We start from the raw sequence: 22,073 nt of genomic DNA, 5'->3' as shown, positions 1-22,073 counted from the left end.
CCCATGAGCGGGGCCCGGCTGCCCAGGCGGGCGTGGCTCGCCGTCATCGTGCTCGGCTTCCTGGGGCTCTGCGCCGTCGTGCGGGTGCCGGTGGGCGTCATCCCGCCGCTCCTGCCGCGCCTGGGCGATGACCTGGGCCTGTCCGGGGCGGCGCGCGGGGCGCTCACCAGCGTGCCGGTGCTCTGCTTCGGCCTGCTCACCCCGGTGGCCTCCATGGCGGTGAGGCGGATGGGGGTCAACGCCTCGGGCCTGGTGATGATGGGCGCGGTGGTCGCCGGGGCCGTGCTCCGCTCCGCCGGGGGCGCGGCGGCGGCCTTCGCGGGGACCGTGATCATCGGCGCGGGGCTGACAATCGGCAACCTCGTGGCGCCGATGGTCATCGGCCGGGACTTCTGGCACCGGGCCTCCCTCATGACGGGCCTGTACTCGGCCACCTGCAATGTCCTCGTCACGGCCGCGACGGCGCTGGCCGTCCCCCTGGCCCAGGCGGTCGGCTGGCGCGGCTCCGCCCTGGCGTGGACCGTGATCCCCGTGGCCTTGGCGGCGGCTGCCTGGTGGTGGGTCTACCCGCCGGGTTCGACCGCGCCGCGTGAGAGCCTGCGGCGCCGCTCGGGCATGAGCGCCTGGGTGGGGGAGCGCTCCCTGACCGGCGGGGGCCACGAGGGCGCCGAGGGCGATCGTCGGGACGCTGGGGCCCCGGGGCGGACGCCGATCAGCCGGCCCGTGTGGCGCCGTCCGCTGGCCTGGGTGATGGCCATGGCCTTCACCGGGCACGTCCTCTCCTTCTACGCGATCTCCGGCTGGCTGCCGACGGCGCTCGCGCAGACCGCCGGGATGAGCGAGTCCGCCGCGGGCCTGGCCTCCTCGGTGTTCACGATGACCGGGATCGTGGGCCCGATGCTCGTGCCCCTCATGCTCGAGGCCCTGGGCTGGTCCGGCGCGCGCATGCTGGGGGTGCTGAGCGCCTGCTGGCTCGCGCTGCCGGTGACGATGATCGTGGCGCCGACCGCGTGGCTGGTGCCGTGCCTCTTGTCCGGGATCGCGCAGGGCGCGTTCTTCGCGGCCCTGTTCTCCCTGGTCATCCAGCGCGCTGAATCACTGGATGACAACCGTCGCACCACGGCGCTGATCCAGACGGTGGGCTACTGTGCCGCCGCGGTGGGACCGATCGTCCTGGGTTGGATGCGCGAGGCGACCGGGGGCTGGGCGGCGCCCTTCGCCGTCGTGGTGGCGGCGCTCGTGCTCATGACGGTCTGCGGGCAGATCGCGGCCCGGTGGCCCGCGGGCGACGCCCCCCGGGCCGCCCGCCCCGCCGGCCTCACGGGGGAGGCGGGGGCGTGAGCCCGGCCCAGCCCGTGGGGTCGCCCCTTGACGGAGGCCTGCCCCCCGAGGTGGCCGCGCCGGGGCCCGGGCGCGGGGCAGGCGGGCCCGGGCGCGCTGATGGCGCCGCGCGCCCGTTCTCCGTCTACCTGCACGTGCCCTACTGCCGGGTCCGCTGCGGCTACTGCGACTTCAACACCTACACGAATCTCGACATGGGGCGGGGCGCCTCCGCGGGCGACTACGTGAGCACCCTGGCCGCCGAGCTGCGCGCCGCCCGCGCGGCGATGGACGATGCCGGCCTTCCCGCGCGCCAGGCCGCCACGGTCTTCGTGGGCGGCGGCACCCCGACCATGCTCCCGCCCGCCGACCTGGCCGAGATGATCGGACTCGTCAGGGAGGTCTTCGGGCTCGCCGAGGGCGCTGAGGTGACCACCGAGGCGAACCCGGACTCGGTGGACGAGGCGGGCCTGGCGGCGCTGGCCGAGGGCGGTTTCACCCGGGTGTCCCTCGGGATGCAGTCGGCGGTGCCACATGTGCTGAGGGTCCTGGACCGCGCGCACGAGCCGTCCCGCGTGCCGCTGGTGGTCGATTGGGCGCGGCGCGCGGGGCTGAGCACGAGCCTCGACCTCATCTACGGCGCGCCGGGGGAGTCCCTGGAGGACTGGGAGCGCTCCATCGAGGCCGCCGTGGAGATCGGCCCGGATCACCTCAGCGCCTACGGCCTCGTCATCGAGGAGGGCACGCGCATGTGGGCCCAGGTGCGGCGCGGCGAGTTGCCCATGCCCAGTGACGACGACGAGGCCGCCAAGTACGAGCTGGCCGACCGCCTCCTGGCGAGCGCCGGCTACGAGTGGTACGAGATCTCCAACTGGGCGCTGCCCGGCCACGAGTGCCGGCACAACCGCGCCTACTGGCAGGACTGGGACTGGTGGGGCGCCGGCCCCGGGGCGCACAGCCACCTGGGCGACGTGCGGCTGTGGAACGCCAAGCACCCCCTGGCCTGGGCGGCGCAGGCGCTCGGCGGAAGGCTCCCCGTGGCCGGGCACGAGGTGGTCGACGCCGACTCCCGGCTCCTGGAGCGGGTCATGCTGGGCATCCGTCTGCGCGAGGGCATCGCACTGGCGGAGTTGGGGGAGCCTGGTGAGGGGGGAGGCGATGAGCCGGGCCCCGGGCGCGCGCCGAGGCGGCTCGTGCCCGTGGTGGGCCGGCTCGTCGCCGATGGCCTGCTCGACGGCGCGGCCGCCCTGCGCGGGCGCGCCATCCTCACTCTGCGCGGCCGCCTCATGGCCGACACCGTCACCCGCGCCCTCACCGCCCGAGGCTGACCCCGGCGGCGGGAAGCGGACCTCGAACCCCGCCATCCCGCGCGCCGGCAGCCGTGCCGGTCCGCCCGGCCGGGATCGGGTAATCTCGTGGAGGTGACGAATCGTGTCGCGCCGTCATGAAGCCATCCGCCCACGCCGTCGAGGACCCCGTGACCCCCGCACACCCCCGCCCTGATCCCCGTCCAGCGCTCATCCTGGTCAACCTCGGCACGCCCGAGGCGCCCACCGCCAAGCGCGTGCGCCCCTTCCTGCGCGAGTTCCTCACCGACAGGCGCGTCGTTGAGACCCATCCCGCCCTGTGGCGCCCCATCCTCGAGGGCGTCGTCCTGACCATCCGACCAGCGCGCTCAGCCCGCAAGTACGCCACCATCTGGCGCGCCGGCCATGAGGCCAGTCACTCCGGCTCACCCCTCATGCACCACACCGAGCGGCAGGGCGAGCTCCTCGCGAGCGCCCTCGGCGACGCCGTCCAGGTCCGCATCGCCATGCGCTACGGGAAGCCGGCCCTCAGAGACGTCATGGGCGAGCTCATGGAGGCGGGCTGCCGCCGCATCGTCGTCCTGCCCGCCTACCCCCAGTATTCCGCCTCCAGCCAGGGCACCGTCATCGACGAGGCGGCCCGCTTCATGCTCGCCAGCCGCGATCAGCCCGAGCTGCGCACCATCCGCTCCTTCCCCGGCGCCCCGGCCTACATCGAGGCCCTGGCCGCCGCCATCGAGCGCCACTGGGAGCGCCACGGCCGCCCCGACCCCGCCGCCGGCGGGCGCCTCCTGCTGTCCTTCCACTCCATCCCCCAGGCCATGCACGACGCCGGGGACCCCTACCGCTCCGAGTGCGAGCGCACCGCCGCCCTCCTCACCGCGCGGCTCGCCGCCCCCGAGGGCCTGATCTGCACCACCTTCCAGTCCGTCTTCGGGCCCGCGAAGTGGATCGGTCCGGCCACCATCGACACCGCCGCCGAGCTGGGCGCGGCCGGATGCCCGCGCCTCGACGTCATCTGCCCCGGCTTCATGGCCGACTGCCTGGAGACCCTGGAGGAGATCGACCAGCTCAACAGGCGGGCCTTCACCGCCGCCGGGGGAGGGGACTTCCACTACATCCCCTGGGGCAATGACTCGCCCGGCTGCGTGGCCGCGCTGGCCGAGCAGGCGCGTGTCGCGCTGTCCGGATGGGTGGATTGAAACGGGACGGTTTCACGCCGTCGGCTATGGTGGGTGGTGGACAGCCCAAGAATCAGAGGAGACGTTTTGCACCTGCCCTGGTGGTCCACCCTCCCGTTCGTGGCGATGCTCGCGAGCATCGCCACCCTTCCCCTCATCCCCGCCACCGCGCACTGGTGGGAGAAGAACCGCAACCAGCTCATCCTGGCCTCAGCCCTCGGCCTGCCGGTGGCCGCCTGGATGTGGCACGCCCTGGGCTGGCAGCGGGTCTTCGCCGCCGTCGTCGAGTACGGGCAGTTCATCGCCCTGCTGCTCTCGCTCTTCGTCGTCGCCGGCGGCATCCACCTCAAGGGCGACATCGAGGCCACGCCCCGCAACAACACGATCTTCCTGGCCATTGGTGGCATCCTGGCCTCCTTCGTGGGCACCACCGGCGCCGCCATGCTGCTCATCCGCCCCCTGCTGGCCACCAACCGGGAGCGGCGCTACCGCGTCCACACCGTCCTGTACACGATCTTCGTCGTCGCCAACTGCGGCGGCCTGCTCACACCACTGGGTGATCCGCCGCTCTTCCTGGGCTTCCTACGCGGCGTCCCCTTTACCTGGACCTTCCGCCTCTTCCCCGAGTGGCTGTTCGTCAACGGGATGCTGCTGGCGTCCTACTTCGCCCTGGACACCTACTTCCACTCCCAGGAGCCCAGGGCCAACATCGCGCGCGACAAGACCGAGCTCGAGCCCCTGGGCCTGCGCGGCGCCGTGAACTTCATCTGGTTCGCCGTCATCATCGCCGCCGTCGCGCTCGCCCCCTCCATCGACGTCCACGCCATCGAGGAGGGCCACGCGACCCTCAGCGACTGGCTGCCGATCCGCGAGGCCATCATGATCGGCGCCGCGGCCGCCTCCTACTTCCTGGGGGACAGGCGCGTGCGCTACGAGGACAACCAGTTCGCCTGGGGGCCCATCGCGGAGGTCGCCGCCCTGTTCGTCGGCATCTTCCTCACCATGATCCCGGCCCTGGAGTACTTGGACGAGATCGCCCCGCGCCTGCCGATCAATGAGATCACCTTCTTCATCTTCACAGGAGGCTTGTCCTCCGTGCTCGACAACGCCCCCACCTACGTCACCTTCTTCGAGGTGGCCAGGGTCGTGGAATCCCCGGGCGGCGAGCTCGTCGCGGGCGTTCCCGAGCTGTACCTCATGCCGATCGCGCTCGGCGCGGTGTTCTGCGGCGCCATCACCTACATCGGCAACGGCCCGAACTTCATGGTCAAGTCCGTGGCCGAGGCCGACGGCGTCGCCATGCCCTCCTTCGGCGGCTACGTCGTGCAGACCACTACCCGACTCGTCCCGATCCTGGCCGCCATGGTCATGCTCTTCATCGCCCAGCCCCTGTGGGTCAAACTCCTGGGCGGCCTGCTCACGGCGGCCCTGCTCGCCTGGGACGCCGCCCTGATCATGCGCGGCCGCCGCCTGGCCATCCAGGACGCCTGAGAGCCCCCTGGCGACTCCGGGCGGCGCGCCCCGCGCGCGGCCCGCCCTGGTGAGTCGGCCAGCGGGCCCCTCAGGTGGTGCCGGGCGCGGTGACGAAGTCGATGAGCTCCTCCATGCGGCCCAGCAGGCTGGGCTCCAGATCCTTGTAGGAGCGCACCGTCGCCAGGATCCGCTGCCAGCCCCGGGCGACATCCGCCTGGGTGGCGTGGGGCCAGCCGAGCGCCTTGAGCGTGCCGTGCTTGATGTCCGTGCCGCGCGGAACATCCGGCCAGGCGCGCAGGCCCACCCTCCCGGGGCGCACCGCCTGCCACACGTCCACGTACGGGTGGCCCAGCACGAGCACGTTGTCCCCGCCCGGCATGGCGCGGACGCGCTCGGCGATCCGCGACTCCTTCGATCCGGCCACGAGGTGGTCCACGAGGACGCCCGCCCGCCTGGCCGGCCCCGGGGCGAATTCGGCCATGACCTCCTCCAGGTTGTCCACGCCGTCGAGCATGAGGACGACCACGCCCTCATGGCGCAGGTCATCGCCCCAGACCTTCTCCACGAGCTCGGCGTCGTGCTTGCCCTCCACCCAAATCCGCGAGGCGCGGGCCGTACGGGCGCGCTCGCCCTCCACCGCGTAGGAGCCCGACGCCGTCAGGCGCCTGCCGCCAGCGCTCACCGGGCCGGCCGGGGCGCGGCGCGCCGGCGCCGGGGGGTCGAGGATGACGGGGCGGCCCTCCAGCCAGAAGCCCGGGCCCAGCGTGAAGCCGCGCCGCCTCCCGTGGCGGTCCTCCAGGACGACGATCCGGCGTCCCCCGGACTTCTCCACGGCGACCGCCGCTCCCACGAAGCCGGTCTCGCGGTCCTCCAGGACCATGCCGCGCTCAACGGCCACATGGGCCGACGCCGGGCGGATGGCGCGCGGGCCCACTCGATGCGGGTCCGCGGCGAGCACGTCGCCCCCGTAGCGGTCGGACATCGACGGCGCGGAGGCCGATCTGGGCGCGGCGGTCCTCGCGGGCCCCGCCGCGTGCTGCTGCGCGCGGGTGGCGCCCTGCTCGCGCAGGGCCTTGCGGCGGGCCGCCGTCGCGCCGGGGACGGCCTGGGGGCGGTGCGGGGGGATGGGAGTCACGCCGGGCACGGTAGCGAGGCTCACGCTGGGCGAACGGGAGACCCGCCGGGCCGGGCGTAGGATGGCACTCGTCGACCGAGAGTGCTAACGCATGGGAGCCGGGAGGAGGGCAGCGCCATGGCCGATGACCGCCGTCTCAAAGTCCTGTCCGCCATCGTGACGGACTACGTGCGCACCCGTGAGCCCGTTGGCTCGCGCGCCCTCGTCGAGCGCTACCGCCTCGGCGTGTCTCCGGCCACCATCCGCAACGACATGGCCGCCCTGGAGGACGAGGGCTACATCCACCAGCCCCACACGAGCGCGGGCCGCGTCCCCACCGAGAAGGGCTACCGTCTCTTCGTCGACGAGGTCGCCCGCGTCAAGCCCCTGTCCGCCCCCGAGCGCGCGGCGATCTCCGCGCTGCTGACCGGCGCGGTGGACTTGGAGCAGGTGGTGGTGCGCACCGTGCGGGTCCTGGCCCAGCTCACCGGGCAGCTGGCGGTCGTCGAGTACCCGCGCCTGCGGCTGACCGCGCTGCGCCACCTCGAGCTCGTGGCCCTGGCGCCCACGCGCCTGCTCATGGTCATCATCACGGATACCGGGCGCGTCGAGCAGCGCACCATCACCCTCATGGGCGACCGCTCCGGCCCGGGGGACGACGGCGCGCGCGGCGTCATCGACCCTGTCGCCCTGGAGCATCTCAAGACCCGCCTCAACGCCTCCCTCGTGGGGAGGAGGGCCGACGACGTCGCCCCCGTGCTGGCGAGCCTGGCGGAGCAGTCCCCCTCCGACGAGCGCGCGCTGCTGGCCGCCGTCACCGGCGAGCTCATCGCCGCCCTGCGCCCCGACGCCGAGGAGCGCATCGCCGTGGCCGGCACCGCGAACCTGGCCCGCGCCACCCCCGATTTCACCACCATGGGGCCGCTCCTGGACGCCATCGAGGAGCAGGTCGTCCTCCTGCGCCTGCTCTCAGGGGACCCCGCCGACGCCTCCGGGATGCGCGTGAGCATCGGCTCGGAGAACCATGAGGACGCGCTGGCCGAGGCCAGCGTGGTGACCGCCGGGTACGGCCCGGGCGTCGGCGACGCCGTCGCCCACCTGGGGGTCATCGGCCCCACCCGGATGGACTACCCGGCCACCATGACCGCTGTGCGTGCCGTCGCCCGCTACCTGTCCCGGTTCCTCGCCGGGCCGCGGGACTGAGCAGCCGCAGCGCCATCCGCGCCGCGCCACTGACCACCATCGACTGACGACTGAAGGAAGACCCGACTGTGAGCGACTACTACGAGGTGCTCGGCGTGACCCGCGGGGCCAGCGCCGACGAGATCAAGAAGGCCTACCGCAAGAAGGCCCGCGCCCTGCACCCCGACGTCGCCGGCCCCGGGCACGAGGACGAGTTCAAGCTCGTCTCCACCGCCTACGAGACTCTCTCCGACCCCGGCAAGCGCGAGCTCTACGATCTCGGCGGGGAGGATGCCGTGCGCGGTGGCGGCGCCGGGTTCGGCGGAGGGGACTTCGGGGGCTTCGCCGACATCTTCAGCTCCTTCTTCGGGGCCGCGGCCGGCTCTCGCGGGCCCGCGTCCCGCGCGCGCCGGGGCCAGGACGCGCTCCTGAGCGTCGACGTCGAGTTGGAGGAGGTCGCTTTCGGCGCCACCCGCACCGTCCCCTTCGACACCCACATCACCTGCCCCGCCTGCGAGGGCTCCTGCTGCGCGCCCGGCACCTCGCCGGTGACCTGCTCGTCCTGCAACGGATCGGGCTCCGTGCAGCACATGGCGCGCTCCTTCCTCGGCAACGTCATGACCACCTCGCCGTGCACCACCTGCCACGGCTACGGCACCGTCATCGTCACCCCCTGCCCCGAGTGCTCCGGGGAGGGCCGCAAGCGCACCCACCAGGACATCGAGATCCGCATCCCCGCCGGCGTGTCCACCGGCACGCGCATGCGCATGTCCGGGCGCGGCGAGGCCGGGCCCGCGGGCGGCCCCGCCGGCGATCTCTACGTGGAATTCCACGAGGTCGAGCACGAGAACCTGCGCCGCGAGGGCGACGATCTGCGGACCGAGCTGCGCATCCCTATGACCGCGGCCGCGCTTGGCGCCGAATTCGACATCTCCACCCTCGACGGCGACCAGCGCGTCGTCATCAAGCCGGGCACGCAGCCCGGCGAGGTCCTGCCCCTCAAGGGGCTCGGCGTGGGGCGCCTGCGCCGCGCCGGGCGCGGGGACCTCAACGTCGAGATCGTCGTAGAGACGCCCACGCGCCTGGACGAGCGGCAGCGCGACCTGCTGCGCCGGCTCGCTGAGCTGCGCGGGGAGGAGGGCGGGCTGTCCCATCGCGACGACTCCGTCATGGGCCGCCTGAAGGAGAGGCTCTCCGGGCGCTGAGCGGGCGGTGGGGCCTGGCCGCCTGCGCCCTCAGGCCCGGCGCGGCCCCGCCCAGTGCTCGCCGCCAGCGGGGCGCGCCCCGAAGATCGCCTGGCCCACCCGCACGCAGGTGGATCCCTCCTCGATGGCGATCTCGAAGTCGCCGCTCATGCCCATGGACAGTTGGCCGTCGCCCACGGCTCCCGCCTGGAGCCCGGCGTCACGCAGCTCGCGCATGGTGGTGAAGCAGGCGCGGACGCGGGAGGCGTCGTCGGTGTGGGCGGCCAGCGTCATGAGTCCGCGCACCCGCAGGGACGAATAGGCGGGCAGCGCCGCCAGGAACGCGGGGACATCCGCGGGCTCCAGGCCGAACTTGCTGGCCTCGCCCGAGGAGTTGACCTGCACGTACACGTCCAGGGGCCGGCCGAGCGCCTGGAGGCGGCGGTCGAGGGCCTCGGCCACGCGCAGGGAGTCCAGCGCCTGGAACTCGTGGGCGAAGGCCGCCGCGTCCCTGGCCTTATTGGTCTGGAGATGGCCGATGAGCGCCCAGTGGATGGGCAGGTCCGCCAGGTTCTCGCTCTTGCGCTTGGCCTCCTGGACCTTGTTCTCGCCCATCTGGGTGATGCCCGCGGCGACGGCGGCGCGCAGCCGCTCCTCGGGGACGGTTTTGGAGACCGGCAGGAGCCTGATCTCTGAGGCGTCCCGGCCCGCGCGCTCGGCGGCGGCCTCAAGGCGGGAGCGGACCGCGGCGAGGTTGCCGGCGAAGTCCTCCGGCGTGGTCGGGTTGGTGGAGGGCCGGGGGTGGGCCGCGGGCGAGTCCTGGGCGTTCGGGGCGGCGGGGCTGTCGTTCGGACTGGGGGTCATGACCTGGACGCTAGCACCGGGGCCGCCGCAGCGGGCCGTAGGCTTGGGGGGTGACCGCGCCCGTGTTCCTCATGAGCCCCCAGACCCTTGAGCCCGACGGCGCAGCCGCCACGGCCGGGCCGGGGGACGCCCTCGTCCTGACTGGCCCGCAGGCCCGTCATGCCGTCGCCGTGCGGCGGCTGCGCGCTGGTGAGCGCGTTGATCTTGTGGATGGGATGGGCCTGCGCCTGGTCTGCGAGGTGACCGCCGCCGGCGAGGGCGGCGCGAAGGACCGCCTGGCCGTCAGCGTGATCGAGCGCGTGGCGGAGGAGGCGCCGCCCGTGCGGCTGGCCCTCGTCCAGGCCCTGGCCAAGGGCGGCCGCGATGAGCAGGCCGTGGAGACCGCCACCGAGGTCGGCGTGGACCTCGTGCTGCCCTGGCAGGCGGAGCGCTCGATCTCCGTGTGGTCGGGGCCGAAGGCGGCCAAAGGGCGGGCGCGATGGGAGGCCACTGCCCGTGAGGCGGCGAAGCAGGCGCGCCGCGCCCGTGTCCCTCAGGTGGCCGAGCCCAGGAGGACCGCGGGCCTCGCCGCGTGGGTCAGGGGCGTCGTCGACGACGGGGGAGCAGTGCTCCTCCTGCATGAGGAGGCGACGGCGCCCATCAGCGGCGTGGCGTTGCCCGGAGGCGGCGTGGTGGGCGTGATCGTCGGCCCGGAGGGCGGTATCGGCGCTGAGGAGGCCGCCATCCTGGAGGACGCGGGCGCGACGGCGGTGCGTCTGGGCCCGCATGTCATGCGCACGGCCTCCGCCGGCCCCGTGGCCCTGGCCATCCTCGCCCAAAGGGCCGGCCTCTGGGGGTGAGAGCGGGGCCGCTCGGCGTCTGCTAGCGCCCATGGGGCATACTGCGGCCATGCTGTCGATGCTGCTATCACCCGCGGGGAGGCGGCGATGACCCCGCGCGGGCGCAGGCCCGCCGGGAGCCCGGACGCGCGCGAGGCGATCCTCGCCGCCGCCCGCGCGGCATTCGCCAGGGACGGCTACCGCGCCTCGCTGCGCGGCGTCGCGCGGGATGCCGGAGTTGATCCCGCCCTCGTCCACCACTACTTCAGGGATCGCGCCGAGCTCTTCGCCGAGGCCGTCGTCGCGTCGGCGGCCGGGACCGGCGCCGTCGGCATCTCCGAGCGGGCCCAGGCGATCTCCCGCCTCGCTCCCGAGGAGCTGGGGGAGGGGATCGTCCGCTCCTTCGTGGGGCTGTGGGACGGGCTCGGCGGTGATCGCTTCTCCGCCCTCATCCGCGCCGCCATGAGCGATGACGAGAGCCTGGCGCCCTTCCGCGACTTCATCGCGACCGGCATCCTGGGCAGCATCATGGACAAACTCGCCCCGGACCGGCCCGAGTTGCGCGGCCAGCTCATCGCCAGCCAGCTCATCGGATTCGGCGTGACGCGCTGGATGGCCCGTCTCGATCAGGCCGCCTCACTCGGCATCGAGGAGGCGGTGGCGCTCATCGCGCCCACGATCCAGCGCTACGCGACGGGGGATCTGCCCTCGTCGGCCGCCTGACGACCAGCGGCGGGCCCCAGTGATGACTCTTGACGATGAGGGACCGCGACCCTATATTCATCACATGATGAAAAACGAGAACGCCTCATCAGGGGGACCCGCGCCAGAGCCGTCGGCGCCCGCTGTGCGCGCCTCCGGCCTCGTGGTCACCCGCGGCGGCAACGAGATCCTCCACGGGCTCGACCTGGCTCTCGCCCCGGGATCCATCACCGGCCTGCTGGGGCCATCGGGCTGCGGGAAGACGACGCTCATGCGCTCGATCGTCGGCGTGCAGCGCTACTCGGGGGAGTTGGAGGTCCTGGGGGCCGCGCCGGGCAGCAAGCCGCTGCGTGGCCGCATCGGCTACCTCACCCAGGAGGCGTCGGTCTACCCCAACCTGACCGCTCGCCAGAACACCGCCTACTTCGCCCGCCTGGCCGGGCCGCGTGCCAGGGGGGTTGATGAGGTCCTGGCGGAGGTCGGCATCGCGGATATCGCCGACAGGCCGGTCTCCACTTTCTCCGGCGGGCAGCGCAACCGGGTCTCACTGGCCTGCGCGCTCGTTGTGGCTCCGGAGCTGCTGGTGCTCGACGAGCCGACGGTCGGCCTGGACCCGGTGACCCGGGAGGACCTGTGGGCCGCCTTCCGCCGCATCGCCGAGGGCGGCACCACGATCCTCGTCTCCAGTCACGTGATGGACGAGGCCTTCCGCTGCGACGGCGTCCTGCTCATGCGTGAGGGCCGCATCCTGGCCGAGGCGACCGCGTCGGACCTCCTGGCCAGCACCGGCGTCGAGAGGCTCGACGACGCCTTCCTCACCATCATCCGCCAGGCCGAGTCGGCCGAGGGTGCCGGAGCGGCGACGATCGCCGGCGCCGCCACGAGCAAGGAGACGAAGCGATGAGACTGCGCACCTACGCCACGACTGTCCGGCGGGTCCTGCGCCAGCTGCTCAATGACAGGCGCACGATCGCCCTCATCATGGCGGTCCCCGCCCTGCTGGTGACGCTCCTGTACTTCGTCTACAAGGACTTCCCGGGCGGGGACGCGCTGTTCGACCGGGTGGCGGTGCAGATGATCGCGATCCTGCCGATGGCCGTGATGTTCCTGGTCACGAGCATCGCCATGCTCCAGGAGCGCGTGAGCGGCACCCTGGAGCGCCTGTGGACGACGCCCCTGCACCGCGCCGACCTTCTCATGGGCTACGCGACGGCGTTCACGGTGATCGCGGTGGGGCAGGCGCTCGTCCTCTTCGGGGTGTGCGCCTGGGCGCTGGGGGTGACGATCGCGGGGAGCTGGGCGTGGATCATCCTGACCGCGCTGCTGGACGCCTTCGTCGGTGTGGCGATGGGGCTGCTGGTGTCGGCGCTGTCACGCACGGAGTTCCAGGCGGTGCAGTTCATGCCGCTGCTCATCGGCGTGCAGGTCTTCCTGTGCGGGATGCTCGTCCCCCGCGGCCAGCTGCCGCCGGCCCTGGAGCCGGTCAGCCAGGTCCTGCCGATGAGCTGGGCGGTCAACGCCGTCGGCGAGGTCCAGGCGGGGGCGGCGGTGACGCAGGGCCTCGTCATGGACATCGTCATACTGGCGGTCATCGGCCTCGTGCTGCTCACCGCCGCCCCGCTGACGATGCCCCGCAGGACCCGCTGAGGGCCGGATGGTGTCGCCGGTGAGTCCGCTGGGGGCCCGGGGATACCGCCCGGGCCCAGAGATACCGTCTCGGCCCGGCCTTGCGCCCTCATTCTCGTAGTTTGAGGGCGTATCTGCGGGGTGAGACGGTTTGCGCGGGGTGAGACGGTTTCTGCGGGATCCGGCCCGGCTCGTGCTCGCGCGCGCGCCGGGGCCGCGCGCGCCGCAGCGGCCGGTGACTCCCCCGGACAATTAAGCGTCAGGGGCAAGACATCATGCCGACCGCCGCTGGCCCGGTCATGAGCCTCATCTCGCGACCACCAACAAGGTAACGGGCTAGCCTTGGGCGCATGTGGATCGTCTTCGCCTGCGGCTCGGCCCTGTTCGCCGGGCTGACGGCGGTGCTCGCCAAGGCGGGCATCCGGCAGATCGACTCCACCCTGGCCACCGCCCTGCGCGCCCCCGTGGTCCTGGCCGCCGCCGTCGCCATGGTGCTCCTGCGGGGCTCGCAGTCCCAGATCGCGAGCATCGACGCCGCCACCCTCGGTTGGCTCGTCGCCTCCGGGCTGGCCACAGGGGCCTCATGGCTGTGCTATTTCAAGGCCCTCCAGCTGGGGGAGGCCTCGCGGGTCGCCCCGATCGACAAGTTGAGCACCGTGCTCACGGTCCTGCTCGCCATCGTCCTCCTGGGCGAGCCGCTGACGGCGCTCGGGGGCACCGGCGTGGTCCTCATGGTCGTGGGAACGCTGCTCATGCTGGAGCGCGCCGACGACGCGAGGACCCTTCCCGGGCGGCGCGCTTCCCCCGGGTGGCTGGCCCACGCGCTGGGCTCGGCGGTGTTCGCGGCGCTGACGGCGATCCTGGGCAAGCTCGGGATCGTCGGCGTGGAGTCGAGCCTGGGCACGGCGATCCGCACGGCCGTGGTCCTGGTCATGGCATGGGCGATGGTCGCCGTGAGCGGCCGATGGCGCCCCCTGGGCGCCCTGCCCCGGCGCGAGCTGGCGCTGGTGCTGGCCTCGGGGCTGACGACCGGGGCGTCGTGGCTCTGCTTCTACCGGGCGCTTCAGGACGGCCCGGCCAGCGTCATCGTGCCGATCGACAAGCTGGGCATCCTCGTGACCGTCGCCTTCTCCGTGCTCGTCTTGCGCGAGCGGCTGGGCCGTCGCTACCTGGGCGGCCTCGTCATGCTGGTGGCCGGCACGCTCGCGATGGCGCTGTAGCGCCCGGGTCGCGCCCCGATCCGGCCCGCTCGCGCGCCGTGGGGATGGCCCCGCGCGGGCGGGCCCTGCGCCCGCCCTTGCCCGCCCGCCCTTGCCCGCCCCGGTAGGATCTGCCGCGATGACCAACGCGCCCATCGACCCAGTAGCGGCCCCCCACGCGCCGCGGACCACCTCGCCAGCCAGCCCCGGCGCCGCCGCGCGCCCCGGCTCGCCCGGCGCCGTCGCGCCCACGGCCTCCGCCGCGGAGGTGACCCGCTCCCTCGTCCTGCCACCCGATCTCGCCCTCGTCGCCCTCCTCGGCGTGCGCGACGAGGTCCTGCGCGCCGTGGAGAGAGGATTCCCCGACGCGGATATCCTCGTGCGGGACTCCGAGATCCGCGTCACCGGTGATCCAGCCGTCGTCGACACCGTCGTCCTCCTGCTCTCCGAGCTCGTCGACGTCGCGAGCGCCGGCACACCGCTGACCGCCGACGCGGTCGAGCGGGCCATCGGCCTCCTCGCGGCCGCCGCGCGCCCCGCCGACGTCCTCGCCGAGGACGTCCTAACCGCGCGGGGCCGCACCATACGCGCCAAGTCGCTGGGGCAGAAGAAGTATGTCGACGCCATTGAGGACGCCACCATCACCTTCGGCATCGGCCCCGCCGGCACCGGCAAGACCTACCTCGCCATGGCCAAGGCCGTCGACGCCCTCGCCCGCCACCAGGTCTCCCGTATCATCCTCACCCGCCCCGCCGTCGAGGCCGGCGAGAGCCTCGGCTTCCTGCCCGGCACTCTCACCGACAAAATCGACCCCTACCTACGGCCCCTGTACGACGCCCTGCACGACATGCTCGAGCCCGAGGCCCTGCCCAAGTTCATGGCTGCCGGCACCATCGAGGTCGCGCCCCTGGCCTATATGCGCGGGCGCACCCTCAACGACGCCTTCGTCATCCTCGACGAGGCCCAGAACACCACCCCTGAGCAGATGAAGATGTTCCTCACCCGCCTCGGATTCGGCTCCAAGATGGTGGTCACCGGGGACGTCTCCCAGATCGACCTGCCCGGCTCGCGCCCCTCGGGCCTCGTCGTCGTGCGCCGGATCCTCGACGGCGTCGACGGCGTCTCCTTCTGCGAGCTCGGCGCCGCCGATGTTGTCCGCCACCGCCTCGTGGGCCGCATCATCGACGCCTACGCCGCCTATGACGCCGAGACCGCCGCCGACCAGGCCCTGCGGGCCAACCACGATGGCCCCACCGACAGTGCCGGGGGCGCCGCCCGCCGCTCCCGCGGGCATCGCGCCGCCCGCCCCACCCACCACGCCCCCGCCAGGAGCCGCGCATGACCACCGAAATCAACAACGAGACCGAGGTCGCCATCGACGGCGCCGAGTTCGCCGCGCTGGCCGACCACGTGCTCACCGCCATGCGCGTCAACCCGCTGGCCGAGCTCAACATCCTCTTCATCGACCCCGAGCCCATGGCCGAGCTCCACGTCCGCTGGCTCGACCTGCCCGGCCCCACCGACGTCATGAGCTTCCCCATGGACGAGTTGCGCCCCGGCGACGAGGACGAGCCCGCCGGGACCCTTGGCGACATCGTCATCTGCCCCCAGGTGGCCGCCAAGCAGGCCATCGCCGCGGGGCACTCCGCCGTCGAGGAGATGCTGCTGCTGGCCACTCACGGCATCCTCCACCTGCTCGGCTACGACCACGCCGAGCCCGAGGAGAAGAAGGAGATGTTCGATCTCCAGCGCACCCTCCTCTTGACCTTCCTCGCGAGCAGGGGCGCATGACCGGCACCCCCGTCGCCCTGCTCATCACCGCCTCGGTCCTCATCCTCGCCCTGGGGGCCTCCCTCTCCGCCGGGGAGGCCGCCCTGGCCCGCATCACTCGCGCCGCCGCTGAGGACCTCGTCGAGGATGGCCGTCGAGGCGCCGCCGGAGTCCTGGCCCTCGCCGAGCGCCGCGGCGAGGTCCTGGGAACCATCGGCGCCGCGCGCATCGGCGTCGACATGCTCGCCGCCGTCCTCGTCACCCTCGCCGCCGCCGGCCTGCTCACCTCCTGGTGGCAGGTCCTCCTGGCCGCCGCCGGGGTCAACGCCGTCCTCCTCGGGCTCGTCGTGGGCATCCCCCCGCGCCGCCTCGGGCGCCGCGACCCCGAGGGGGCCCTCCTCGTCCTCGCCGGCCTCCTGCGCCGCGTCGATTCCCTCGGCGCCCCCTGGCGCTGGCTGGAGTCCCGCTTCGGGCGCGCCTCCACCCTCACCGAGGCCGAGGCCCGTGAGGCCGTCACCCAGGACCTTCGCGAGATGATCGACGAGATCGGCGAATCGGAGTCCATCGAGGACGAGGACCGCGAGATGATGCGCAGTGTCGTCGAGTTGGGCCAGACCCTCGTGCGCGAGGTCATGGTGCCCCGCCCCGACATGGTCACCATGGAGGAGGATGAGCCCATGGCCGCCGCCATGCGCCTGTTCATCCGCTCGGGGTACTCCCGCGTCCCCATCATCGGCGACGATGCCGACGACGTGCGCGGCATCCTCTACCTCAAGGACGTCCTGCGCCGCCTCGCCGAGCACCCCGAGCACGAGACCCGCGCCGTCGTCGGCTTCACCCGCGAGGCCGTCTACGTCCCCGAGACCAAGGCCGCCGACGACCTCCTGCGCGACATGCAGTCCGGCCGCTCCCACATGGCCCTCGCCGTCGACGAATACGGCGGCATCGCCGGCCTGGTCACCATGGAGGACCTGCTGGAGGAGGTCGTCGGAGAGCTCACCGACGAGCACGACCACGCCGAGCCCGAAGTCGAGGACCTCGGCGACGGCGCCTACCGCGTCCCCGCGCGCCTCGGCCTCGATGAGCTCGGGGAGCTCTTCGGCCTTGAGATCGACGACGACGACGTCGACACCGCCATCGGCCTGCTCACCAAGGCCATCGGCCGAGTGCCCCTTCCCGGCGCCGTCGGCGACTGGCAGGGCATCCGCCTCACCGCCGGCGAGGCCTCCGGCAGGCGCCGCCAGGTCGCCACCCTCCTAGCCACCCGCACCCCCAGTACCCACGACGACGAGAGCGATCACCGCCCATGACCGGCCAGAGCACCGAGAACGGCAACGCCGAGACCACTGAGATCACTGAGCCCATTGAGCTCACCGAGCCCGTTGGGCCCACTGCGCCCGCTGCGCCCGCTGCGCCCATCCGCTTCCCCTCCGACGCCGAGCTCATGGCCGGTGAGAACGCCTTGGCGGGCATCGACCTCACCGATGACGGAGCCGGGGGCGCCGACGGAGAGGGCCCGGCTGGCGCGACCGCCGCCGCCGCGGGGCTCTCCCTGCCCGCCCGCCCCGAGGGCTTCCGCGCCGGCTTCGCCTGCCTCATCGGGCGCCCCAACACCGGCAAGTCAACGCTCACCAACGCGCTGGTCGGCACCAAGGTCGCCATCATGTCCGACCGCCCCCAGACCACCCGCCACAACGTGCGCGGCGTCGTCCACCGCGAGGACGCCCAGATCGTCCTCGTCGACACCCCCGGCATGCACCGCCCCAAGACCCTCCTGGGCAAGCGCCTCAACGACCTCGTCCGCGAGACCCTCACCGACGTCGACGTCATCGCCTTCTGCATCCCTGCCGATGAGAAGATCGGGCCCGGCGACCGCTTCATCGCCCGTGACATCGCCGAGTCGCGCGCCCCCGTCGTCGCCGTTGTCACCAAGGCGGACACCGTGGGCAGGGAGGCCCTGGCCGCCCAGCTCCTCGCCGTGGACCAACTCGGCGACTGGGCGGACATCGTTCCCGTCTCCGCCGCGCGCGGCGAGCAGATCGACGTCCTCGCCGACGTCCTCGCCGGTCACCTGCCCCTCTCACCGCCGCTCTACCCCACCGGTGAGATCACCGACGAGCCCCGCGACCTCATGATCGCCGAGCTCGTCCGCGAGGCCGCCCTGGAGGGCGTTCGCGACGAGCTCCCGCACTCCCTGGCCGTCATCGTCGACGAGGTCATGGACCCGCGCGGCACCACGCCCGGCAGCCTGGGCCCCGTCAAAGGCGCGGGCAACCGCATGCAGGTGCGCGTCAGTCTCGTCGTCGAGCGCGACTCCCAGAAGGCCATCGTCATCGGCAAGGGCGGGGCCCGCCTCAAGGAGATCGGCGTGCGCGCCCGCCGCGGCATCGAGGACTACCTGCGCCGCAAGATCTATCTCGACCTCCACGTGCGCACCGCCAAGGACTGGCAGTCCGATCCCAAGGCCCTGGCCAAGTTCGGCTTCTAGCCGCGCGGCCAGGGGTCCCGGCGCCGCCGAGGGGCGCCTCGGGGGCGCCCGGGCAAGAACCCGAGACGATCACGGCCGAAAGCCCTGCGCGTCGCGACGCCGTGTCGCACACTTGGATCAGCCCCTGATCATCGAGTGAGAGCGAGCCGCACATGGCGATCCAGCACAGCCCAGCCCCGACCGGCCCCGCCCGCGCCTGCCCCGACGACCTATGGGACATCGGCCAGCGCGCCACCGCCCGAGCCCGCCGCTGGGCCGACGCTTCCGCCCACGAGCCCGTCCCTCGCAGCGCCTCCCTCCTGGCCAGCATCCTCGCCGACCCCGATGGCCTGGAGTTCACCACCCGCTTCACCGACGACGTCGTGCGCCCCGCCGATCTCGACGTCGCCGGGGCCGCGCTCGCCCGCCTGGCCGCCAAGCGCACCAGTTTCCTGCCGAAACTGCTCGGCGCCGCCACCGGCGTCGGCGGGCGCGTGGCGCGCCTCGCCCCGCGCACCGCCGCCAGGATCGCCCGCCGCACCTTCCGCGAGCTCGTCGGCGACCTCGTCGTCGACGCCACCGAGGCGGGGCTCGGCCCCGCGCTCGCCCGCCTGCGCGAGGGCGGCAACCGCCTCAACGTCAACCTCCTGGGTGAGGCCGTCCTGGGCAACAAGGAGGCCGAGCGGCGCCTCACCCAGGTCATGGGCCTGGTCACGCGCGACGACGTCGACTACGCCTCCGTCAAGGTCTCCGCCGTCACCGGCCCCCACAACCCCTGGGGTCATGAGGAGGTCGTCGCCCACGGCGTCGAGGCCCTCACGCCCCTGTACCGCGCCGCCCGCGACCACGGCACCTTCCTCAACCTCGACATGGAGGACTACAAGGACCTCGATCTGACCATCGAGGTCTTCACCGCCATCCTCGACCAACCCGACCTGCGCGACTACGAGGCGGGCATCGTCCTGCAGGCCTACCTGCCCGACTCCCTGGCCGCCATGGCGCGCCTCCAGGAGTGGGCCGCCGCCCGCGTCGCCTCCGGCGGGCACCGCATCAAAGTCCGCATCGTCAAGGGCGCCAACCTGTCCATGGAGCGCGTCGACGCCGAGATCCACGGCTGGGAGCCGGTCACCTGGCCCAGCAAGCAGGCCACCGACACCAACTACAAGCGGATGCTTGAGTGGGCGATGATGCCTGAGCGCCTGGCCAACATCCGCCTGGGCGTGGCCGGCCAGAACCTCTTCGACATCGCCTTCGCCTACGAGTTGCGTCAGGCCCGCGGCGCCCAGGACGACGTCGAGTTCGAGATGCTCTCCGGTATGGCCACCGGCATCGCCGAGGTCGTGCGCCGGGACGTCGGCCAGCTCCTGCTGTACGTGCCGGTGGTCGACCCCGGCGAGTTCGACGTCGCCATCTCCTACCTCGTGCGCCGTCTGGAGGAGAACGCCGCCCCCGAGAACTTCATGTCGGGCGTCTTCGACCTCGCCTCCGACCCGGCCGTCTTCGCCCGCGAGCAGCAGCGCTTCCTCGACGCCCTGGCCGACCTCGATCCGGGCGCCCCCGTGCCCGCGCCCCGACGCGCCCAGGACCGCCTCGCCGAGCAGCGAGCCCCCATTGCCGGGCCACCCGCCCCGGGCCCCCTGCCCGAGTACGTCCCCGCCACCGACTCCGACCCCGCCCTGCCCGCCAACCGCGAATGGGCGCGCCGCATCGCCGCCGCCATCCCCGGCTCGAAGCGCGGCATCGACGACGTGCGCTCCGGCGAGGCCTTCCTGGCCACCAGCGAGGACGTGGACAGCGCCATCGCCGCTCTCACGAGCGCGCACAAGGCGTGGGCGGCCCGGCCCGCCGCCGAGCGCGCCGCCATCATCGACCATGCCGGCGACATCCTCGCCGCCCGCCGGGCCGAACTCATCGAGGTGGCCGCCGCGGAGACCGGCAAGACCATCGACCAGTCCGACCCCGAGGTCAGCGAGGCCATCGACTTCTGCCGCCACTACGCGCGGATGGCCCTGGAAGTGGCCGATCCTGACCACCTCGTCGGCGCCCGCTTCACCCCCGCGCGGGTGACCGTCGTCGCCTCGCCCTGGAACTTCCCGCTGGCCATCCCCACCGGGGGAGTCGTGGCCGCCCTGGCCGTGGGCAGCGCCGTCGTCCTCAAACCCGCCCCGCCTGCCCGCCGCTGCGGCGCCGAGATCGTGCGCGCCCTCCACACCGCCGGGGTGCCGCGGGAGGTCCTCATGCTCGCCCCCATTGAGGACGGTGACGTCTCCCAGCACCTCGTCACCCATGAGGGTGTCGAGCGGGTCATCCTCACCGGCTCCTACGACACCGCCCGCCTCTTCCGCTCCTGGAAGCCCTCCATGCGCCTGCTGGGGGAGACCAGCGGCAAGAACGCCATCATCGTCACCCCCTCGGCCGATCCCGACCTGGCCGTGCGCGACGCCGTCGCATCGGCCTTCGGGCACGCCGGCCAGAAGTGCTCGGCCGCCTCCCTCCTCGTGCTCGTCGGCTCGGCGGGCCGCTCCGAGCGCATCGCCCGCCAACTCGTGGACGCCACCGCCTCCCTGCGGGTCAAGGGGCCTGAGCACCTGGATGCCCAGGTGGGGCCCGTCGTCGTCCCGGATGACCCCAAGGCGCGGCGGGGGCTGACCACCCTGGGCAGCGGGGAGCACTGGGTGCTCGCCCCCAAGCATCTGGGAGGGGGCCTGTGGCGGCCGGGCATCCGCGCCGGCGTGGCCCCCGGCAGCGAGTACCACCTCACCGAGTACTTCGCGCCGGTCATCGGCATCATGCGGGTGGACACGCTCGCCGAGGCGATCGAGGTGGTCAACGCCGTCGACTACGGGCTGACCTCCGGGCTGCAGACCCTCGATGCCGCCGAGCTCGCCCAGTGGCTGGACGGGATCGAGGCCGGCAACCTCTACGTCAACCGCGGCATCACCGGCGCCATCGTGCGGCGCCAGCCCTTCGGCGGCTGGAAGCGCTCCGCCATCGGCGCCACCACGAAGGCCGGCGGTCCCTCCTACCTGCTTGGCCTGGGGGAGGTCACCCGGGCCGAGGACGCCGAGGCTGAGGTCGCCAGCGGCTCACTGTCCGACGTCGATGAGCGCGTCGCGGGGCTCTTCGAGGCTGTGCGCCACGAGCTCGTCCGCGCCGACGCCGCCTGGCTGCGCCGCGCCCTGGCCGCAGACGCCGCCGCCTGGCGGGAGCGCTACGGCCAGGCGCTCGACGTCACAGGGCTGGCCTGCGAGCGCAACATCCTGCGCTACCGGCCCACCCCCGTCATCGTGCGCTCCGTGCTCGGGGTGGAGACGGTGGACCTCGTGCGCGTCCTCGCCGCGGGCGTGCTCGCCGGCGCCGACGTCGAGCTCTCCGTGGAGGCGCCACTGCAGGCGGGCCTGACCGCCGCGGCCCAGGCGGCGGGCGTGCGCGTGGAGCTCGAGCCCGAGGGGGTGTGGTCCGCCCGTCTGGCGGATCTGGGCGCCTCCCACACCCTGGGCACGCGCGTGCGCATCCTCGCCCCGCGCGGCGTGGCCGAGGCCTCTGTCTGGGAGGAGGCGACGTCGTTGACCAGCGGCAGTCCCGACGTCGCCCTCTACACGGGGGAGGTCACCCCCTGCCCGCACACCGAGTTGCTGCCCTTCCTGCGCGAGCAGTCGGTTGCGATCACGGCCCACCGCTTCGGCACGCCCCTCGACCTGGCCGCCGGCCTCATCTGAGCGGCCCCCGGCCCGGCTCCGCGGTCTCGGCCCGGCGTTGCGCCCTCATCCTTGCGGTTCGAGGGCGCAGCACCGGGCCCAGGCGGTTCCTGGGCCGCGAGGGCGCTGCGGACCGGTCTCGCTCGTGTTTTCGACCGGTCTCGCTCG

18 protein-coding genes are annotated in these 22,073 nt (G+C 73.2%); 16 read left to right on the top strand and 2 right to left on the bottom strand.

Annotated elements, in window-relative coordinates; translation table 11 throughout:
- Positions 1-3 precede the first annotated feature (3 nt).
- From GVV76_RS05405 to GVV76_RS05390, 4 genes are all read left to right on the top strand, one after another.
- Positions 4-1,341 (top strand): MFS transporter, encoded by a 1,338-nt coding sequence (locus GVV76_RS05405; RefSeq protein WP_159625515.1) that lies wholly within the window; start codon positions 4-6, stop codon positions 1,339-1,341.
- On the top strand, positions 1,338-2,648 hold the full coding sequence (gene hemW / locus GVV76_RS05400; protein WP_159625513.1) for a radical SAM family heme chaperone HemW: 1,311 nt from the start codon (positions 1,338-1,340) through the stop codon (positions 2,646-2,648). Before GVV76_RS05405 ends, hemW begins: the two co-directional genes overlap by 4 nt.
- 116 nt (positions 2,649-2,764) lie before the next feature.
- Entirely contained in the window at positions 2,765-3,829 is a 1,065-nt protein-coding gene (hemH, locus tag GVV76_RS05395) for a ferrochelatase (protein ID WP_159625511.1), read from the top strand.
- Positions 3,830-3,895: 66 nt separating this feature from the next.
- Positions 3,896-5,299: a sodium:proton antiporter gene (locus tag GVV76_RS05390; protein ID WP_159625509.1), complete on the top strand. Its 1,404-nt coding sequence runs from the start codon at positions 3,896-3,898 to the stop codon at positions 5,297-5,299.
- 70 nt (positions 5,300-5,369) lie between these two features.
- Here GVV76_RS05390 and GVV76_RS05385 read toward each other — a convergent pair whose 3' ends face one another.
- Positions 5,370-6,425, bottom strand: a complete 1,056-nt coding sequence (locus GVV76_RS05385) for a DUF3097 domain-containing protein (RefSeq protein WP_201292201.1) — start codon at positions 6,423-6,425, stop codon at positions 5,370-5,372.
- 108 nt (positions 6,426-6,533) lie between these two features.
- Between GVV76_RS05385 and hrcA the strand changes: the two genes are divergently transcribed.
- Positions 6,534-7,598, top strand: a complete 1,065-nt coding sequence (gene hrcA / locus GVV76_RS05380) for a heat-inducible transcriptional repressor HrcA (protein ID WP_159523568.1) — start codon at positions 6,534-6,536, stop codon at positions 7,596-7,598.
- A gap of 68 nt (positions 7,599-7,666) precedes the next feature.
- Entirely contained in the window at positions 7,667-8,782 is a 1,116-nt protein-coding gene (dnaJ, locus tag GVV76_RS05375; RefSeq protein WP_159523566.1) for a molecular chaperone DnaJ, read from the top strand.
- A 30-nt stretch (positions 8,783-8,812) separates the two neighbouring features.
- On the opposite strand, the gene GVV76_RS05370 is transcribed toward dnaJ, so the two are convergent.
- Complete coding sequence (locus tag GVV76_RS05370; protein WP_159625507.1) at positions 8,813-9,625, bottom strand: YggS family pyridoxal phosphate-dependent enzyme; 813 nt, start codon at positions 9,623-9,625, stop codon at positions 8,813-8,815.
- Between the two features lie 50 nt (positions 9,626-9,675).
- Here GVV76_RS05370 and GVV76_RS05365 point away from each other — a divergent pair, with 50 nt between their 5' ends.
- The 10 genes from GVV76_RS05365 (at position 9,676) to GVV76_RS05320 (ending at position 21,926) form a co-directional block, all read left to right on the top strand.
- Entirely contained in the window at positions 9,676-10,464 is a 789-nt protein-coding gene (locus GVV76_RS05365) for a 16S rRNA (uracil(1498)-N(3))-methyltransferase (protein ID WP_159523562.1), read from the top strand.
- A gap of 87 nt (positions 10,465-10,551) precedes the next feature.
- Complete coding sequence (locus GVV76_RS05360) at positions 10,552-11,166, top strand: TetR/AcrR family transcriptional regulator (RefSeq protein ID WP_159523560.1); 615 nt, start codon at positions 10,552-10,554, stop codon at positions 11,164-11,166.
- Between the two features lie 64 nt (positions 11,167-11,230).
- Positions 11,231-12,049, top strand: coding sequence for an ABC transporter ATP-binding protein (locus GVV76_RS05355; protein ID WP_235925138.1), 819 nt, complete (start codon positions 11,231-11,233; stop codon positions 12,047-12,049).
- Positions 12,046-12,792: an ABC transporter permease gene (locus tag GVV76_RS05350; protein ID WP_159523558.1), complete on the top strand. Its 747-nt coding sequence runs from the start codon at positions 12,046-12,048 to the stop codon at positions 12,790-12,792. The genes GVV76_RS05355 and GVV76_RS05350 overlap by 4 nt, the downstream gene beginning before the upstream one ends.
- Before the next feature lie 329 nt (positions 12,793-13,121).
- Entirely contained in the window at positions 13,122-13,991 is an 870-nt protein-coding gene (locus GVV76_RS05345) for an EamA family transporter (RefSeq protein WP_159625505.1), read from the top strand.
- Positions 13,992-14,109: 118 nt separating this feature from the next.
- A complete protein-coding gene (locus GVV76_RS05340; RefSeq protein WP_159625503.1) occupies positions 14,110-15,312 on the top strand; it encodes a PhoH family protein in 1,203 nt (400 codons plus the stop codon).
- The gene (ybeY, locus tag GVV76_RS05335; protein ID WP_159523552.1) at positions 15,309-15,761 is read left to right on the top strand and encodes an rRNA maturation RNase YbeY; all 453 of its coding nucleotides are present in this window, start codon (positions 15,309-15,311) and stop codon (positions 15,759-15,761) included. The genes GVV76_RS05340 and ybeY overlap by 4 nt, the downstream gene beginning before the upstream one ends.
- Positions 15,758-17,050 carry a hemolysin family protein gene (locus GVV76_RS05330; RefSeq protein ID WP_159625501.1) on the top strand — a complete coding sequence of 431 codons (1,293 nt, stop codon included), beginning with the start codon at positions 15,758-15,760 and terminating at the stop codon, positions 17,048-17,050. Before ybeY ends, GVV76_RS05330 begins: the two co-directional genes overlap by 4 nt.
- Positions 17,047-18,228 (top strand): GTPase Era, encoded by a 1,182-nt coding sequence (gene era / locus GVV76_RS05325; RefSeq protein WP_159625499.1) that lies wholly within the window; start codon positions 17,047-17,049, stop codon positions 18,226-18,228. Before GVV76_RS05330 ends, era begins: the two co-directional genes overlap by 4 nt.
- A gap of 152 nt (positions 18,229-18,380) precedes the next feature.
- The gene (locus tag GVV76_RS05320) at positions 18,381-21,926 is read left to right on the top strand and encodes a bifunctional proline dehydrogenase/L-glutamate gamma-semialdehyde dehydrogenase (protein WP_159625496.1); all 3,546 of its coding nucleotides are present in this window, start codon (positions 18,381-18,383) and stop codon (positions 21,924-21,926) included.
- The last annotated feature ends 147 nt before the right edge of the window (positions 21,927-22,073 follow it).

Origin of the sequence: Actinomyces sp. zg296, assembly GCF_009829695.1 — a bacterium.
GTDB lineage: Bacteria > Actinomycetota > Actinomycetes > Actinomycetales > Actinomycetaceae > Actinomyces > Actinomyces marmotae.
This window is presented reverse-complemented; position numbering and strand designations above follow the sequence as displayed.

What these genes read in the sequence shown, in the direction of transcription:
- ybeY (WP_159523552.1), top strand. Translation starts at nt 15,309, where the DNA reads ATGACCACCGAAATCAACAACGAGACCGAGGTCGCCATCGACGGCGCC.
- GVV76_RS05370 (WP_159625507.1), bottom strand. Translation starts at nt 9,625, where the DNA reads ATGACCCCCAGTCCGAACGACAGCCCCGCCGCCCCGAACGCCCAGGAC.
- GVV76_RS05320 (WP_159625496.1), top strand. Translation starts at nt 18,381, where the DNA reads ATGGCGATCCAGCACAGCCCAGCCCCGACCGGCCCCGCCCGCGCCTGC.
- GVV76_RS05360 (WP_159523560.1), top strand. Translation starts at nt 10,552, where the DNA reads ATGACCCCGCGCGGGCGCAGGCCCGCCGGGAGCCCGGACGCGCGCGAG.
- GVV76_RS05330 (WP_159625501.1), top strand. Translation starts at nt 15,758, where the DNA reads ATGACCGGCACCCCCGTCGCCCTGCTCATCACCGCCTCGGTCCTCATC.
- GVV76_RS05345 (WP_159625505.1), top strand. Translation starts at nt 13,122, where the DNA reads ATGTGGATCGTCTTCGCCTGCGGCTCGGCCCTGTTCGCCGGGCTGACG.
- GVV76_RS05340 (WP_159625503.1), top strand. Translation starts at nt 14,110, where the DNA reads ATGACCAACGCGCCCATCGACCCAGTAGCGGCCCCCCACGCGCCGCGG.
- GVV76_RS05355 (WP_235925138.1), top strand. Translation starts at nt 11,231, where the DNA reads ATGATGAAAAACGAGAACGCCTCATCAGGGGGACCCGCGCCAGAGCCG.
- GVV76_RS05350 (WP_159523558.1), top strand. Translation starts at nt 12,046, where the DNA reads ATGAGACTGCGCACCTACGCCACGACTGTCCGGCGGGTCCTGCGCCAG.
- era (WP_159625499.1), top strand. Translation starts at nt 17,047, where the DNA reads ATGACCGGCCAGAGCACCGAGAACGGCAACGCCGAGACCACTGAGATC.
- GVV76_RS05405 (WP_159625515.1), top strand. Translation starts at nt 4, where the DNA reads ATGAGCGGGGCCCGGCTGCCCAGGCGGGCGTGGCTCGCCGTCATCGTG.
- hrcA (WP_159523568.1), top strand. Translation starts at nt 6,534, where the DNA reads ATGGCCGATGACCGCCGTCTCAAAGTCCTGTCCGCCATCGTGACGGAC.
- hemH (WP_159625511.1), top strand. Translation starts at nt 2,765, where the DNA reads ATGAAGCCATCCGCCCACGCCGTCGAGGACCCCGTGACCCCCGCACAC.